This is a genomic window from Ferruginibacter sp. (assembly GCF_014377975.1).
In the GTDB taxonomy this organism is placed as follows: Bacteria; Bacteroidota; Bacteroidia; order Chitinophagales; family Chitinophagaceae; genus Ferruginibacter.
On the sequence record NZ_JACMOO010000171.1, the window covers coordinates 1 to 15948 of the forward strand.

Below are 15948 nucleotides of genomic sequence, written 5' to 3' on the forward strand. Positions count from 1 at the left end.
ATGTAATATTTAATATAAAGATGGCTACCTTTAATTATGAAAATTAAATTATTGATTGTAACGCTTTTTTTTATTGTGTTGAATTCCTGCAATAATACCGGCAATGTTCCTAATACAGATATTGATGTGGCCAGGGCGTTTATAAAGGACATCCTGGAAAATAATTTTAAAAAGGCCAAAAGTCTGGTGTTGGATGAAAACATCAATAACCAGTATTTTGATCTTGCAAAAAAGGAATTTGAAAGTAAAACCAAAGAAGATCTTAAAAAATATAAAGCGTCCGATATTATTATAAATGAACTAAAAAATCTAAATGATACTGTAACCATCGTTAACTATTCAAATTCCTTTAAAAGGGATATCAGGAATGAAGTAAAAGTGGTGAGGGTAAACGGGCAATGGCTTGTTGATTTAAAGCATACTTTCCAGGACTTCAATAAAGAAAAATAGTATGGTTGTTTTTAAAAGCAAACTTTTACAGGCTGTAAAATGGTGCTTTTAAAAGTCAGTTGCCGGTACTGGCTAAGATAAAAATTAAGTCAATCCAATAAAATTTTAAATTATTTTTATGTACGTTTTACATCCCTGGCATGGTGCCACTTATGGAGAAAATGCTCCTGATATTGTAAATGCTCTAATAGAAATACCTCAAGGATCCAGAGCAAAATATGAAATTGATAAAGCCACAGGACTCCTCAAATTAGACAGGGTAATTCATTCATCCTTTCACTACCCTGTTAATTATGGTTTTATTCCCCAAACCCTGGGAGATGATCATGATCCGCTTGATATATTGGTAATGTGCGGCGAAAGTATTCAACCGCTATGCCTGGTGGAAGCAACGGTAATTGGAAACATGCAAATGATTGATAATGGAGAAAGAGATGATAAAATTATAGCGGTGGCTACACACGACCCTACAGTTAATCATTTTACCAGTGTACATGATTTGCCGAAGCATTTTATTGCTGTGCTTAAAAACTACTTCGAACAATATAAGGCACTCGAAAATAAGGTAGTTGAAATTGATGAGTTCCAGGATAAGAAAGCCGCATACGAGGTCATCACTCATGCAATTGCATTTTATAAAAGAAGTTACCCCAACGGTAATAAATGAACAAAAACAACAAAACCATGGATATACAAACACTCATCATTCTTATAATGATAGGTATCCTGGCGGGCACGCTGGGCGGAATGGTAGGCGTTGGCGGCGGAATTATTATTGTGCCTGCGCTGGTATTCTTCCTGGGGTTTTCGCAAAAAATGGCGCAAGGTACTTCCCTCGGAATATTACTTTTACCGGTAGGCCTGTTAGGCGTTATACAATATTACAAACTGGGCTTTGTTGACTTAAGGGTTGTATTTATAATTTCTGCCGGCTTTTTTTTGGGCAGCTTTTTAGGAAGTAAACTGGCACTTAGTTTATCACAGGAAAGTATGAAAAAAATATTTGCCATCATATTGATACTTGTAGCCGTAAAAATGTTATTTTTTGAAAAAGAAACTCCAAAAACGAATTCTTCCCTGGAAATAACAACCGAACCTACAAAATAACATTTCTTTTAAAAATCATTGTTCGCAAATCAATAAGTCCTGTTTAAGGGACTTATTTTATTTATATAACCTGGTATTTGGAAAATCTTTCATTAAATATTAACAAAACCCATCCATTCAGTCATCGCTAAAGTTAGTGTTAGAAACAGTTTTAGCCTGTAAATCTGATTAAATGCCTTTTTGTTTTAAAGTAAGAATTGTTTGAAGAAACAAGTATGTCAATCTGGCACATTTACATCGTAAATGCCTATTTTTGCACCTTAAATTTACTGATGGATACTTTAATAAATACCAACACAAAAGCGCACGACGAAAAAAGGCAGGGAGAAGCGTTTGCTCCTTTTGTGGCGGATAAAAACGAATACAGAAAATTATTTTATATAGAAAGCTATGGGTGTGCGATGAATTTTGCTGATAGTGAAGTGGTTGCTTCTATTTTGCAACAGCATGGTTATGGCGCAACGTTAAATTTTGAATCTGCAGACCTCATCTTTGTAAATACCTGCTCCATCCGGGAAAAAGCAGAAGCAACGGTAAGTAAAAGACTTACGGAATTCCGTAAGTTGAAAAAATCTAATCCCGGATTACTGGTAGGTGTATTGGGTTGTATGGCCGAGCGGCTGAAAGAAAAATTCATTGAACAGGAAAGATTGGTTGACCTGGTAGTTGGCCCGGATGCCTATCGCAGTTTACCGGGGTTAATTGAAGAAGCAGAAACCGGACAGAAGGCTGTAAATGTTTTATTAAGCCGCGATGAAACCTATGCTGATATTGCTCCTGTACGTTTAAACAGCAATGGAGTAAATGCTTTTGTAAGCATCATGCGGGGATGTAATAACATGTGTTCGTTTTGCGTGGTGCCATTTACAAGGGGCAGAGAAAGAAGCCGTGATGCGGATTCTATCATTAAAGAATGCACTTCTTTATTTGAAGACGGTTACAAAGAAGTAACTTTACTGGGACAAAATGTTGACAGCTATCATTGGGTAGCGACACAAAATTTTGGGCAAAATGAAGGCTATGAAAAGCCTGTAAATTTTGCAAACCTGCTGGAAAAAGTTGCCTTGATTTCTCCCTTGCTTCGGGTTCGTTTTTCTACGTCTCATCCTAAAGATATTACGGATGAAGTGTTGTTTACAATAGCAAAATATGATAACATCTGCAACTACATCCATTTGCCGGTGCAAAGTGGCAGCAGCAGGATATTGCAACTGATGAACAGAACTTATACCAGGGAATGGTATATCGCCAAAGTAAACCGTATCAGGGAAATATTACCCGATGCAGGTTTATCAACCGATATGATCACAGGGTTTTGTACAGAAACAGAAGAAGATCACCAGCAATCGCTGAGCCTGATGGAATATTGTAAATACGACCTGGCTTACATGTATTTTTACAGCCAGCGGCCCGGAACACTTGCTGCACGGAGGTTTGAAGATGATGTTCCCGAAGATATCAAAAAAAGAAGATTGCAGGAAATGGTAAACCTGCACCGTAAAAATACCCTGCAGAGTATGCAGCGGGATGTGGGTAAAACATGCAGGGTTTTGGTTGAAGGATTTTCTAAAAAAACGCCTGATGAATTACAAGGAAGAAATGACCAGAATAAAGTGGTGGTTTTTCCAAAACAAAATTTTAAAAAAGGGGAGTATGTTTTTATAAAAATTACTGCCTGTACAGCGGGCACGTTAATTGGTACTGCTGTGGATATATAAAAAATACTTTTTTATGACGGGGAGTATGAAAGCATTTTCTTAAAAATATTCCCTTCTGTTACAAGAAAAAAATTGAAACAACTTTATAAATTATTCCCGCTTTGCGGATACAAAATGCAGTTGCATTTATTTTAATTATGGACTTACAATCAATTAAAAACCGTTTTGCAATTATTGGCAACTCCACTGCCCTTAACCATGCTTTAAATATTGCAGCTCAGGTTGCCAATACGGATCTGAGTGTTTTAATTAATGGCGAGAGCGGTGTGGGTAAAGAGGTGTTCTCCCAAATCATTCATGCATTGAGTTCAAGAAAACACAATTCGTTTATAGCCGTTAACTGCGGGGCCATTCCGGAAGGAACCATTGATAGCGAATTATTCGGCCACGAAAAAGGTTCTTTTACGGGTGCGGTTGACAGTCGTAAAGGTTACTTTGAAACAGTGAATGGCGGCACTATTTTTTTGGATGAAATTGGTGAGTTGCCGTTGGGTACGCAGGCCAGGTTATTGCGGGTGCTGGAAGCGGGTGAATACATACGGGTGGGTAGCAGTAAAGTACAAAAAACAGATGTAAGGGTAATTGCAGCAACCAATAAAGAACTGATTGAGTTTACCCAAACGGGAAGGTTTAGAGAAGATTTATATTATCGTTTAAATACAGTACCCATAAGAGTTCCATCGTTAAGGGACCGCAAAGAGGATATCCCGTTATTGTTTAGAAAATTTGCCGCAGATTTTTCAGACAGGTACAAGGGAGCACCTATTCAATTAGAAGAAGATGCAAAGAATTTATTGATGAATTATCCATGGCCGGGCAATGTAAGGGAACTAAAAAATATTGCCGAACAGATATCCGTATTATCCAAAGAAAAAAATGTTTCTGCAAAAGAATTACAAAGTTTTTTGCCAGATCATAATTACAATCGTTTACCTGTTTTAGCAGGAGGCAAATCAGCAGTGAGCCAGCAGGAATTTGCCAATGAAAGAGAGATATTATACAAACTATTTTTTGACATGAAAAAAGATGTCAATGAACTGAAGAAAATGTTTTTTGATCTTTTGCAAAATCCAAATCTGACGTCTCACATGCCCATGTATAACAATAATGATAACTCGCTGCCGGACTTAAAAAATAATGCAGGGCAAAATAATTATTCGTCGTCCAGCCTGCCGGTTTTTATCAATCAAAATGGCAATGAAATTCATCAGCATGAACAGATAGAAGAATCCTTGAGCATTATGGATAAAGAAAAAGAACTGATCATTAAAGCATTAAAAAAACATAAGGGAAAGCGAAAGGATGCCTCGTCTGACCTCGGCATCAGCGAAAGAACGCTGTACCGGAAACTGAAAGAATATGATATTGAAGAGTAATAATTAACGCTGCTTTTATCGGGATTTTCTGTTTTTAAAAACAGAAAATCCCGATAGTTTTAACAATTATACATAAATAAAAACAGGTTAATTTGCAATATGATGCAAGCTTCATCTTTTAATAAAAAACTACATCCAGTTAATTGGGTTAACCGTGTTGGTTTGATGACAATCTGTTTTTTTGTAGTAATTGTTTTTAGTTTCAATACCTGTAAATATTCATTTAAGGATACCTCTCCTATTCCGGCTGAAATAAAAACCTTTCGGGTAAATTATCTTGAAAACAAGGCCAGGTACATCAATACACAATTAAGTCCGCAATTAACTGAAAAATTAAAAGATAAAATACGCGGCAATACAAGGCTTCGCCAGGTGAATGAAGACAGTGCGCATTACGATATCAGCGGTTATGTATCTGATTATACGGTAAGCACCAGTGGCATTTCAGGTAATACTGCCAGTAGCAACAGATTGTCTGTTTCTTTTCACCTTATCTTTAAAAATAATTTAGATATTTCCAAAAATTTTGAAACTGATATATCCACCAACTATGATTTCAGTGCATCTCAAAACCTGTCGCAGGCCGAGTCTACACTAACACCAGATATTATTAAAAATACCATTGACGGCATCTTTAATAAAATCTTTTCCAACTGGTAAATGTCGGTTAATAATATTTATTTAAAAATCTGTTGTAAAATATGCAAAATACCGATCTTCTTTTTAAATCTTTATTTAAAAGAAACTTTCGTGCAGCTGACACAAAAGCTTTTCTGGCTGCCCTTACAAAAGAACATCCTTATTTTACTGCGGCTCAGTTTTATTTATTAAAACAAACCGAAAATACAGGTCGGGATTTTGTTAGTCAGGCAGCTAAAACATCGCTCCTTTTCAACAATCCTTTCTGGTTAAATTTTCAGTTAAATCAATTGGATACAATCATACCTGAGAAAGAACAGATTATTGAAAAAAGTAAAAATGATTTTGGAGGAGAAACAGAAGATTCCGAAAAATTACAACCATCAGCGGACGAAACTAAAATTATTGATGAGGAAATTTTAATTGCAGTACAACATCAGCAAACACAAATCACCGATATTAAAAACGAAATAGAACCGATAGTTTTACAACAACAGTCCACATCCATTTTTTCACCCATCACAACAATAAACAATGCGGTAAATAACGGGAATAATTACGCGACTGGTGATGAAATTTTAATTGTAGAACCTTCTCATCCAACAGAAATACCAGATACCGAAAACAACATAGTACCAGTAGTTTTGCAAGAACATTCTGCATCTATTTTTACACCAGGTGTAGTAATAAATGAAACGTTAGATGAGGAAGAGGATTACGATAATGAGGAAGAAGAAGACAATGGAAAAGATATTCAGCCACTGAATATTAAATTAAATTTTGATGCTTCAGTTATTACCAAGGATGATACCATTTCTTATCAGCCCTTGTACACTTCAGATTATTTTGCCAGCCTTGGCATTAAATTGGATGAAAACGGAAAGCCGGTTGATAAGCTGGGTAAACAATTGAAAAGCTTTACTGACTGGCTTAAAATTATGAAGAAAATACATCCGGATCAGTTATCCCAAGAGTCCGGCCAGTCAGACATTGAGATACAAAAAATGGCGGAAAAATCCAATACTAAAGGAGATATATTAACCGAAGCAATGGCAGAGGTATTAGCTCAGCAGGGCAAAATAACAAAAGCCATTGAAGTATATCAAAAATTAAGTTTGCTCAATCCTTCTAAAAGCGCTTACTTTGTAGCCAAAATTAACAGCATCGAAAGATAGGTTAATTGGATAAAATCAATTCAAAAATAATTTTAATTAAAGCATACCGTTATGTTAATTGTATTCGGAATTTTAATCATACTGTCTTCAGTTATTTTAGGGTTAATCGTATTGGTTCAAAATCCAAAAGGCGGTGGATTATCTGGTAGTTTAGGTGGCTTCAGCAACCAATTGATGGGCGTTAAACAAACCACCGATGTACTGGAAAAAGGCACCTGGTTTTTTGCAGGCATTGTTGCTATTCTTTGCATAGCATCTTCCGCGTTTATCCCCTCCGCAACCGGTACTTCATCAAAAAATGATGAATTAATTAAAAATGCACCTGCTTCATTGCCTTCAACTAAACCAACCAATGCGGTGCCAATTACTACGCCAGGTGCGGATTCGCCCAAATCAAAATAAAATATTTTAAAAAATATCTAAACCCCGTCTGTTTATGACGGGGTTTTTATTTTACTTTTAGTATCCATTGAAAACAGGATTACGATTATGGCTTCCGTTAAAAAAATTTCTTTTGTTATTTTTATTGTACTTGCTGTATTTACAACCTTTGTTGCCTGGCGGATATTTGGCAGCAATACTGATTTTGCTGAAAGCAGGAAAAGTTTTTACATTCAAACCGGTAGCAATTTTAATGACGTTATCAGCCAGTTAGCCGAACAAAAAATTCTTAAAAACCCCGGCACTTTTAAATTACTTGCCCACCAGTTAAAGTACGATGCAAATATAAAAGCCGGCAGGTATGTAATTGAAAACGGCGCCAGTATTTTTAAAGTAATAAAAGTTTTAAAAGCCGGCAGGCAAACACCTGTGAATTTAGTAATTACCAAGCTTCGTACTAAAGAAGACCTGGCACAAAAAATAGGCAATAATTTTGAATGTGATTCTTCAGCAGTAATTGCTTTGCTCAACAACAACGATTCGTTGCTGCATTATGGATTAGATACCAATACCGCCATGACAGCGGTTATACCCAACACCTACGCAATTTTATGGAATACTTCGGCCATAAAAATATTTAAAAAATTATTTACAGAACAGGAAAAATTCTGGACTACTGAAAGAAAGAAAAAAGCAGCCGCATTGAATCTATCTCCCAAACAATTATATATCCTGGCCAGTATTGTAGAAGAAGAAAGTAATAAGGAAGAAGATAAAGGAAAGATTGCAAGCGTGTACCTTAACCGCCTGCAAACAGGTATGCGGCTTTCTGCCGACCCAACAGTCATCTTTGCTTTAAAAGATTTTTCCATCAGGCGGGTGTATAGAAAATATACGGAGTTCCCTTCCCCATATAATACGTATCTCAACAACGGCTTACCGCCCGGGCCTGTTTGCACACCATCCATAAAAACAATTGATGCTGTACTGGATGCACCTAAGACCAATTATCTTTATTTTGTGGCGCAACCCAATTTAACCGGCTATTCAAATTTTGCTACTACCTACAAGGAGCATATGATGTTTGCAAAACAATACCAGCAATGGCTTACAGAATATTTAAAAGCTAAACAAACTACCGACAGTTTAAAGTGATTTGTTTTTTTAGCCGCTTAATCAGTAGGTTTGTTGCCTCAAAATTTTACTCATATTACATAACAAGACATTACGCATTGAATAAATTAGAACGGATTATAGTAAATAAAACACCCATTGGCTATTTTTTTCGCAAGAGCAAAAAATGGCATTTGCCGGGCTTTGAGGGTGTGCCTTTATATGATGTTATTATTTTTTTTTACAAGCAGGTAAAAACGGTAGGGCTAACAGAAAGAGCCTCTGCTGTTGCGTACAATTTCATAATGGCAATACCACCGTCTTTTTTATTTTTATTTACGTTAATACCTAGTCTGCCATTTATATCCAAAAGAAGCATCAAGCTGCAGTTACATGGTTTAATAACCGATGTAATTCCTCTAAAAGTGCATAACGAAAATCTGATAAAATTTGTTGATAGTTTTATTGATGGTTCTAAAATTGGCCTTATCTCCTTTGGCTTTATTACCGCATTATTTTTTGCATCCAATGCCATGATGGGTATTATGCGTTCTTTCAATAAAAATTATATTGGCTTTGCAAAAAGAAAAGGTTTACACAACCGCTGGATGGCCATTAAATTAACGATCCTGCTGTTTTTGGTAGTGCTGGGCAGCTTGATACTTTTGATAACACAGGGTGCTGTTTTAAAATGGATCGGGATAGAAAGTGAAACCATCCGCAACATCATTTATTATGCAAGATGGATTTTGATTGTATCGATGATTTTTTATTCAATGGCATTCATTTACAAATATGCACCGGCTGTGCAAAAACGCTGGAAATTAGTAAGCCCCGGAGCTATACTGGCAACCACTTTAAGTATCTTGGCCTCCGTTGGGTTCTCTTATTTTGTAAATAATTTTGGCAGGTACAATGCCTTATATGGTTCCATCGGCACCATCATTGTTTTAATGGCCCTCATCTATATAAATTCACTTGTGCTGATGATTGGCTTCGAGTTAAACGTAAGCATTAAAAGTCTTAAATCTATAGCTGAAAAAAGGGAGATAGTAGAAAAAGAAAGTCTGGAGACCAAATGAAATATAGGTTGGCTGACAGTGAATTTGAGATAACTCCTTTAAGATTAAATTTTAAAGTAAACTTTTACAATTTGAAATCCACCACTCGTACTTAATAAAAAGTTTCCAAAAATAAAATAAGCAATAACCTGAAAGAAATCAGCCATCCAATATCCAACCTAAAAAATCAGCCATCATACATCTAAAATTAGCTTTTGGCTAATCCCCTGTTTCAAAGTAATTTTACATCGTTAATCATTAAAAACCGGTTGACTTTTTATACTAATTAAATCAACCAATAAAAATAATCAAGTATGGCATACGATGTAATTGTTTTAGGCAGCGGCCCTGGTGGATACCCCGCAGCAATCAGGGCAAGTCAGTTAGGTAAAAAGGTTGCTATTATTGAAAAGGAAAGTCTGGGTGGTGTATGTCTTAACTGGGGATGTATTCCAACCAAAGCCTTATTAAAAAGTGCCAATGTGTATGAGTATGCCAAGCATGCTGCAAACTATGGCATTAAAGTAGATAACCCGGGGCATGATTTTGACGCGGTTATCAAACGCAGCCGTGGTGTGGCTGACAAGATGAGTAAAGGGGTTCAGTTTTTAATGAAGAAAAATAAGATTGATGTGGTGATGGGATATGGTAAACTGGTATCGCCCACAAAAGTAGAAGTTACAGCGGCAGACGGAACCAAACAAATAATTGAAGCAAAAAATATTGTGATTGCCACGGGTGCAAGAGTACGCCAGTTGCCCAGTATACCCATTGACGGTAAAAAAATACTCGGCTACCGGGAAGCAATGGTATTACCCTCTCCACAACCAAAAAGCATGATCATTTGCGGCAGCGGGGCTATTGGAAGTGAGTTTGCATATTTCTACAATACCATGGGCACCAAGGTTACCATGGTTGAGTTTATGCCCCGCATTGTACCGGTTGAGGATGAAGATATCAGCAAAGAACTGGAGAAGCAATTTAAACGTCAGGGCATTGAAATAATGACCAGCTGTGAAGTGTTGAGTGTTGACACAAGTGGTGAAGGAGTTAAGGCTAAAGTAAAAACACCTACGGGCGAAATTGAATTAACCGCCGACATTTTATTGAGTGCAATTGGTGTAACGGCCAACCTCGAAAACATTGGTTTGGAAGAACTGGGTATTAAAACAGAAAAAGGAAAAGTTGTAAGAGATATAAACGGCCTTACAAATGTACCTGGCATTTATGCCATTGGCGATTGTACTGCAGGGCAGGCATTGGCACACGTTGCAACCAAAGAAGGCATCAACGTGGCTGAACATATTGCCGGTCATCATCCGGAACCCATGGATTACAACAACATTCCTGGTTGTGTTTATTGTTCGCCTGAAGTTGCCTCTGTTGGCTATACAGAAAAAGCTGCTAAGGATGCAGGCTTTGAAATTAAAGTAGGTAAGTTTCCTTTTATGGCAAGTGGTAAAGCAAGTGCTGCCGGTGCTACCGAAGGTTTTGTAAAAGTAATTTACGATGCCAAATACGGCGAATTTTTAGGTTGCCACATGATAGGAATGAACGTTACCGAAATGATTGCCGAAGTAGTGGTAGCCCGTAAATTAGAAACTACGGGACTCGAAATACTAAACTCCGTTCACCCACATCCCACCATGAGCGAAGCGCTGAAAGAGGCTACCGCTATGGCTTATGGAGAAGCAACTGATATTTAAGTGTTATTTTTAGAACTATTAAAAAAGGAGAAAATTGCTTTTCTCCTTTTTTTATGTGTAGATAACATATAGTAAGTGCTCTATTAATTTTATGCCTACAATAAAGCAGCCCAAATCATTTGATTTATCCAGTTTTTTGTATCCTCTTCCATTTCCTGGTTAGCAAAATCATCTTTTATTCTTTTATTTATGATGGTATTTATATCCTTCGAAGTATAGTATTTTTTGGAGAGGGTAGGTTTTATAATGCTTTCTTTTACATCGTTTACCGTTAGTTTGGTGGCCATCATAGAAACATATAAACGAGGTATGGTAACGCCTAAAATCATTCCAGGTAATCCATTGATTGAGCATGGGCCACCACTAATGGTTATTTCATCTGTATAAAAAGCAAATACATATACACTGTCTAATATTTTACCAATTGCTTTACGGCAGTTAAAGCCTGCAATCAGCCTGCTTTCATTGGTTATCTTCCAGTTAATAATTCCAATACTATCTTTTAAATTTAACAAAGTACCCATCATACTTTTTTGAATAATTGTTTGTCCGGTTGTAAAATCATTGTACCAATCATTTTCATCTTCCCCTCTGCGTAAATTATCTGGTACCCTTGCCTTCTTTTCATCGTAATGGTCAAACTTATAAAGGCTTTTATTATCGGCAAAAGTAAAATTGTAATAGGCCGTTTTAAAAGTAGGCATCTGGTCTTTCACCATTTCGGCCCAGCTACTGTTGCCCATTGTTTTCTTTACATTGGTTATTACCTCAAATTCAATACTGCCCCTGGATATAAACTGTTGTGCGTTTGTTTTTATAGTAATAAACAACAAAGCAAAAAAACAAAAAATTGTATGTTTCATATAATATTTTTAAAGATTATTATTTTGATGGTGCAGGTGCCGCCGACTTGTTTTTAAAATTCCAGGTAAAGCCCAGCATCCAGTATCTTTTTAAACGATCGTTTCTAACTTCAGACAACGTATTGCTGTAAAAACTTCTATCTATACCAGTGTTCTGATTTAAAATGTCTCTTACGGTGAAATAAAAAGTATACTCATCCTTTTTAAAAGTGCGCTGCAGCCTTGCATTCCAAAGCTGGTTACTTAAATTGTTTTGAAACTGCGGTGTTTTTTGGCGAACAAAATAATTGAAATCGCTTTGTAAAGACCAAACTTTTTTCAGATAGAATGTACCATCAAAACGGGTTTCGTTGGTATTGTATTTTATTTTAGTATTGTATTGTTGGGTAGAATTGCTGTTGTAATTAAAATTATTACTTACAGAAACATCAAATACCTTGTCTTTTGATTTGTATAATCCAATACCTAACCCTGTACTCAGGTTCTTTGTAACATTATCCTGTCCGTTGATGATTTCTGTACTGTGATTGTAGCCAACATTTGGATTAAAATTAACCCGGATATTTAGCTTCTTTAATTTGAAACCACCGCCACCGTAAAAATTTAAACTAAAATTACCATCGGTATTTACGGGCTGGCTGATTGTTTTGCCAGTTGCAGCATTTATTACACGGCTGTTGGTAATGGCGTTACTGGTTTGGGTAAAACTAATATCCTGGTACAGATAAAAATCTTTAATAAAATCGTAGGTCTGACGGGACAGGTTGAAGTTGTTGCTAAAGGCAGGCTTCAATAATGGATTACCAAGATACTGGTTAAAATAATCATTGTTGTCCCGCAATAACTGCAACTGATCAATACGTGGTTGGGTTGTATTACCAGTGTAATTAAACCGAAGGTTGCTGCCACCTTTTGGACTATACGTAAGATTTGCATTCGGAAAAAAATTGGTGTAACTGCGTACATAGTCTTTCCCAAATGTTTTGTCCATCAAATCAAACCGGGTAAATCCTATACCAGATCCAATATTAAACTTTAGTTTTTTATAATTATAGTTAATTTTAAATCCTGGCTTGTTTACCGTAATCTTCTGATTAAACAAGTTGGTGAGCGAATCAACCTGTTCATCATATTTACCTGAAACCGGGGAATACGAATGAGTTGTTTGATTATTTTTACCGGTGCCTATACTTGCTTCATAATCTAATAGCAGCGAATATTTTTTACTCAACGGTTCTGTGTATATAGCTTTTGCTAAAAACTGTTTGGTATTTTTATCATAATCCTTTTGCTGATCAAATTTTTGACTAAAGGAAGGTATGCCATCCGTATAGATTTCATTGTCAGATTTTAAAAAACTTGTTCCGTTTGTGTTTAGGGTATTCCAGTCTACGCTTAAAGAAAATGTTCTCCTTATCTTTTTTAATTTATGTTTAAATAAAACATTGCCGCTTAATACCTGCTTATCGGAATTGGTATTTAAATCTCTAAGGCTTGTATTATTTAATTTGCCAGACTCATTGGTATTTTGCGAGGTTCTGTAAGACTGGCTTACTGTATTATATGCATTCAGTTTTCCTGTAAATTTTAGCGAATTGGACGAATCAATTTTAATATCATATACACCTTTCAGTTTAAAGGTTTCTTTTTTTACATGCATGTTCTCAACGGTATTATCGTTAAAAAAAGAATTAGCCACCTGTGTTTGTTGAAAGGTTTTTTTTGTATTTATGTAATCCTGGTAACTGTATTTGGGAGAAACAGAAAGTGACTGCCTGTCTTCGTTAAACTTATTGCTGTATTGTAGCCCGACATTATTATTTTTAAAAAATCCGTTTTGTGTATCTACATACGGTTCATCATCTGAACTACCCTGCCAGTTAAAATTTAAACCTCCGTCCTCATCTGCACTTACAGAGAAGTTATCGTTTTCTCCCCCAAACTTATCATTATCCTGCCAGTTTAGCATATCCTGCCCTGTATTGCCATTTAAAAAATAACCCGCTATTTTTCTTTTTCCTTTAAATGAACTTAGTAAAATATTGTTGTTGTACCGATTGCCCTGGTTGTTATTTAAACCACCTGATAAATCTATTTTTCCGAAATAACCTTTCTTGCGGTCATCCTTTAATTTAAGGTTGATTGTTTTTTTTGTTTTGCCATCATCAATACCCGTAAATTCAGCCTGGTCACTTTTTTTATCATACACCTGCACTTCCTTTACCGCATCGGCTCTTATATTTTTTACTGCCATGCCAGGGTCATCTCCAAAAAATTCTTCGCCATCTACCAGTACTTTCTCCACGGTTTCGCCCATAGCTTTTATTTTGCCATTTTTATCAACCTGTATGCCCGGCAACTTTTTCAGCAATTCTTCCACGTTGGCATTGGCACTTACTTTAAAACTATCGGCTGTAAAAATTACGGTATCGCCTTTTATCCGCATGGGGCTGCCGCTTTTAATAATCAATTCCTGTAACAATTTACTTTTGGGGATAACGGAAACATCATTCAGCTCAAGTCCTGCACCAGTAACAGTTACGTCATCCAGCAAATCTGCGTAAGATGGATGAGTGATCAACAGGATATACTTTCCCGCAGGAATATTTTTTAATATAAATTTTCCGTCTTTATCAGTTCGGGTAAATTTGTACAGGATAGAATCTACCGGCGTTAAAATAGCTACCACCACATTACTTACCTGCTTTTTATTAGTGGTGTCGGCAATGGTACCATTAATGTTCTGGGCCGAAGCAATGTAGCTGATCAGGCAGAAAAAAAGACAAAATAAAATTGAACGGAAAGGATGCATCGTAAGGGAGTTAGTAATGGGAAAAGAAAATACTTATTAAAAGTCTTTAAATATATTCAAATTGTCTAAACACGCTGTTTCAATTTACGTTAAGTAAATCTTAAAGTTATTTTTGTAATATAAAAACTTATTCCATCAATGGAGCTATTACATCACAGGTGGCAAAACGTTAACAAAATTCTATGATGCAGCATGATATATCTTTCCATAAAAAAAATATGAAGATGCATATTTTGTAAACTGTATATGGTGGTAAAACAAAACAACAGCCGTACGTGATACCCGGTATCAGCGGATGGAAAGAAATTTTTAACCGCAACAAGTTTGCATTTTAGGCAACAAGTGATATATCCGGTCACGCTGTAAAAGTAAAATCAGTTGATAAAGATGCCGGGGTATATGAAATAAATATCCAGATCACTGCGTTAGCGGGGGTAGTTTTCCGGTAATACGGAATGCTTTTTGTTAAACATTCACTATGAAAAATTATACTTTATTATTCGCACTGGTGGCTAATGCCCACACTATATTTGCTCAAAATATGGACAGTGCAAAAATTTATTATCAAAAAGGCATTGATCAAAAAGAGGTAAAACACTTTCTTGTTGCAGCCGGCTATTTTGATAAAGCTATTCAATTCGATTCAAAATATGCTGCCGCTTACCAGGAAAATGGGTATGCTAATTTAGCCATGCATAAGCCTGATATAGCGATTAGAAATTTTTCTGCATTATATGAACTGGACCCCACCAGTAAAGCTGCCATCAAAGAACTGACAGACCTTTATTACAGTTATCATCAATACGAAAAAGCCATTGAGTTTGCAAACAAATGTATTGGCTGTGCCAATGCAGAAAGAGTACTCGCCATGAGCAGTTACAAAAAAGAAGACTATGCTGCTGCCATTAAAGGACTAACAAATGTTATTGCAAAAGATGTAACCGATGCCGAAGCAACTTATACCATTGGCCGCAGTTATCTTGACATGGAACAATACACAAAGGCAGTTCCATTTTACACAAAAGCGATTGAACTGGATACTACCAAAAATAGCTGGATGAATGAATTGGGATTACTGTATTATAACCTAAATGATTTTCAACATTCAAAAACTTATTTTCTTACAGCCGTAGAACATGGTTATGTGGCAAACAATGACTTTAATGAAAACCTTGGCTACGCCTATATCTACAGCGGAGAATTTGAAAAAGGTGAAAAAATACTACTGGATATTTTAGCAAAAAAACCTGGCAATAAAGATATTTTAAGAGATATAGCAGAAGCATCTTATAAACAAAAACTCTACGATAAATCTCTGGATTATTGCCAGCAGTTATTGGCGTTAAATGATAAAGATGGCAAAGCCTTATACCAGGCAGGATTGTGTTTTATAAAAAAAGGAGCAAAAGAAAAAGGTCAGAATATGTGTGATACCGCAATTAAAATAGATCCATCTTTAGCAGGCATGCGGACAAAGCAGGACGGTGGAATGGGATTGTGATAACTAATTTTTCAATATTTGAAATGTTTTAACAGTAGAAAAGCAT

At 36.1% G+C, this 15948-nt stretch carries 14 protein-coding genes; 12 read left to right on the plus strand and 2 right to left on the minus strand.

The annotated features are described in order from the left end of the window. Positions 1 to 36 precede the first annotated feature (36 nt). The 11 genes from H7254_RS09655 to lpdA all read left to right on the plus strand — a co-directional run bounded on the left by H7254_RS09655 (position 37) and on the right by lpdA (position 10726). Positions 37 to 450: a DUF4878 domain-containing protein gene (locus H7254_RS09655; protein ID WP_301932767.1), complete on the plus strand. Its 414-nt coding sequence runs from the start codon at positions 37 to 39 to the stop codon at positions 448 to 450. A gap of 118 nt (positions 451 to 568) precedes the next feature. After that, entirely contained in the window at positions 569 to 1117 is a 549-nt protein-coding gene (locus H7254_RS09660) for an inorganic diphosphatase (protein ID WP_301932768.1), read from the plus strand. Between the two features lie 17 nt (positions 1118 to 1134). After that, positions 1135 to 1557, plus strand: a complete 423-nt coding sequence (locus H7254_RS09665; RefSeq protein ID WP_301932769.1) for a sulfite exporter TauE/SafE family protein — start codon at positions 1135 to 1137, stop codon at positions 1555 to 1557. A gap of 272 nt (positions 1558 to 1829) precedes the next feature. After that, the gene (gene miaB / locus H7254_RS09670; RefSeq protein ID WP_301932770.1) at positions 1830 to 3275 is read left to right on the plus strand and encodes a tRNA (N6-isopentenyl adenosine(37)-C2)-methylthiotransferase MiaB; all 1446 of its coding nucleotides are present in this window, start codon (positions 1830 to 1832) and stop codon (positions 3273 to 3275) included. Between the two features lie 137 nt (positions 3276 to 3412). Beyond that, on the plus strand, positions 3413 to 4651 hold the full coding sequence (locus H7254_RS09675; protein ID WP_301932771.1) for a sigma-54-dependent Fis family transcriptional regulator: 1239 nt from the start codon (positions 3413 to 3415) through the stop codon (positions 4649 to 4651). Between the two features lie 99 nt (positions 4652 to 4750). Further along, positions 4751 to 5311, plus strand: coding sequence for an LPS assembly lipoprotein LptE (gene lptE, locus H7254_RS09680; RefSeq protein WP_301932772.1), 561 nt, complete (start codon positions 4751 to 4753; stop codon positions 5309 to 5311). 41 nt (positions 5312 to 5352) lie between these two features. After that, on the plus strand, positions 5353 to 6465 hold the full coding sequence (locus tag H7254_RS09685; RefSeq protein WP_301932773.1) for a hypothetical protein: 1113 nt from the start codon (positions 5353 to 5355) through the stop codon (positions 6463 to 6465). Between the two features lie 51 nt (positions 6466 to 6516). After that, positions 6517 to 6867 (plus strand): preprotein translocase subunit SecG, encoded by a 351-nt coding sequence (gene secG / locus H7254_RS09690; protein WP_301932774.1) that lies wholly within the window; start codon positions 6517 to 6519, stop codon positions 6865 to 6867. Between the two features lie 87 nt (positions 6868 to 6954). Continuing rightward, a complete protein-coding gene (mltG, locus tag H7254_RS09695; RefSeq protein WP_301932775.1) occupies positions 6955 to 8001 on the plus strand; it encodes an endolytic transglycosylase MltG in 1047 nt (348 codons plus the stop codon). A 77-nt stretch (positions 8002 to 8078) separates the two neighbouring features. Beyond that, a complete protein-coding gene (locus tag H7254_RS09700; protein WP_301932776.1) occupies positions 8079 to 9041 on the plus strand; it encodes a YihY/virulence factor BrkB family protein in 963 nt (320 codons plus the stop codon). 293 nt (positions 9042 to 9334) lie between these two features. Continuing rightward, positions 9335 to 10726 (plus strand): dihydrolipoyl dehydrogenase, encoded by a 1392-nt coding sequence (gene lpdA, locus H7254_RS09705; RefSeq protein ID WP_301932777.1) that lies wholly within the window; start codon positions 9335 to 9337, stop codon positions 10724 to 10726. A 95-nt stretch (positions 10727 to 10821) separates the two neighbouring features. Here lpdA and H7254_RS09710 read toward each other — a convergent pair whose 3' ends face one another. Both H7254_RS09710 and H7254_RS09715 read right to left on the minus strand, forming a co-directional pair. After that, positions 10822 to 11589, minus strand: a complete 768-nt coding sequence (locus tag H7254_RS09710; RefSeq protein WP_301932778.1) for a GLPGLI family protein — start codon at positions 11587 to 11589, stop codon at positions 10822 to 10824. A 19-nt stretch (positions 11590 to 11608) separates the two neighbouring features. Further along, positions 11609 to 14401, minus strand: coding sequence for an outer membrane beta-barrel family protein (locus H7254_RS09715; protein ID WP_301932779.1), 2793 nt, complete (start codon positions 14399 to 14401; stop codon positions 11609 to 11611). A gap of 478 nt (positions 14402 to 14879) precedes the next feature. Here H7254_RS09715 and H7254_RS09720 point away from each other — a divergent pair, with 478 nt between their 5' ends. Next, positions 14880 to 15902 carry a tetratricopeptide repeat protein gene (locus tag H7254_RS09720; protein ID WP_301932780.1) on the plus strand — a complete coding sequence of 341 codons (1023 nt, stop codon included), beginning with the start codon at positions 14880 to 14882 and terminating at the stop codon, positions 15900 to 15902. Positions 15903 to 15948: the final 46 nt, after the last annotated feature.

Excerpts from the sequence above, each read along its gene's own strand:
- H7254_RS09655 (WP_301932767.1), top strand. The coding sequence starts at position 37 with ATGAAAATTAAATTATTGATTGTAACGCTTTTTTTTATTGTGTTGAAT.
- H7254_RS09660 (WP_301932768.1), top strand. The coding sequence starts at position 569 with ATGTACGTTTTACATCCCTGGCATGGTGCCACTTATGGAGAAAATGCT.
- H7254_RS09665 (WP_301932769.1), top strand. The coding sequence starts at position 1,135 with ATGGATATACAAACACTCATCATTCTTATAATGATAGGTATCCTGGCG.
- miaB (WP_301932770.1), top strand. The coding sequence starts at position 1,830 with ATGGATACTTTAATAAATACCAACACAAAAGCGCACGACGAAAAAAGG.
- H7254_RS09675 (WP_301932771.1), top strand. The coding sequence starts at position 3,413 with ATGGACTTACAATCAATTAAAAACCGTTTTGCAATTATTGGCAACTCC.
- lptE (WP_301932772.1), top strand. The coding sequence starts at position 4,751 with ATGATGCAAGCTTCATCTTTTAATAAAAAACTACATCCAGTTAATTGG.
- H7254_RS09685 (WP_301932773.1), top strand. The coding sequence starts at position 5,353 with ATGCAAAATACCGATCTTCTTTTTAAATCTTTATTTAAAAGAAACTTT.
- secG (WP_301932774.1), top strand. The coding sequence starts at position 6,517 with ATGTTAATTGTATTCGGAATTTTAATCATACTGTCTTCAGTTATTTTA.
- mltG (WP_301932775.1), top strand. The coding sequence starts at position 6,955 with ATGGCTTCCGTTAAAAAAATTTCTTTTGTTATTTTTATTGTACTTGCT.
- lpdA (WP_301932777.1), top strand. The coding sequence starts at position 9,335 with ATGGCATACGATGTAATTGTTTTAGGCAGCGGCCCTGGTGGATACCCC.
- H7254_RS09710 (WP_301932778.1), bottom strand. The coding sequence starts at position 11,589 with ATGAAACATACAATTTTTTGTTTTTTTGCTTTGTTGTTTATTACTATA.
- H7254_RS09715 (WP_301932779.1), bottom strand. The coding sequence starts at position 14,401 with ATGCATCCTTTCCGTTCAATTTTATTTTGTCTTTTTTTCTGCCTGATC.
- H7254_RS09720 (WP_301932780.1), top strand. The coding sequence starts at position 14,880 with ATGAAAAATTATACTTTATTATTCGCACTGGTGGCTAATGCCCACACT.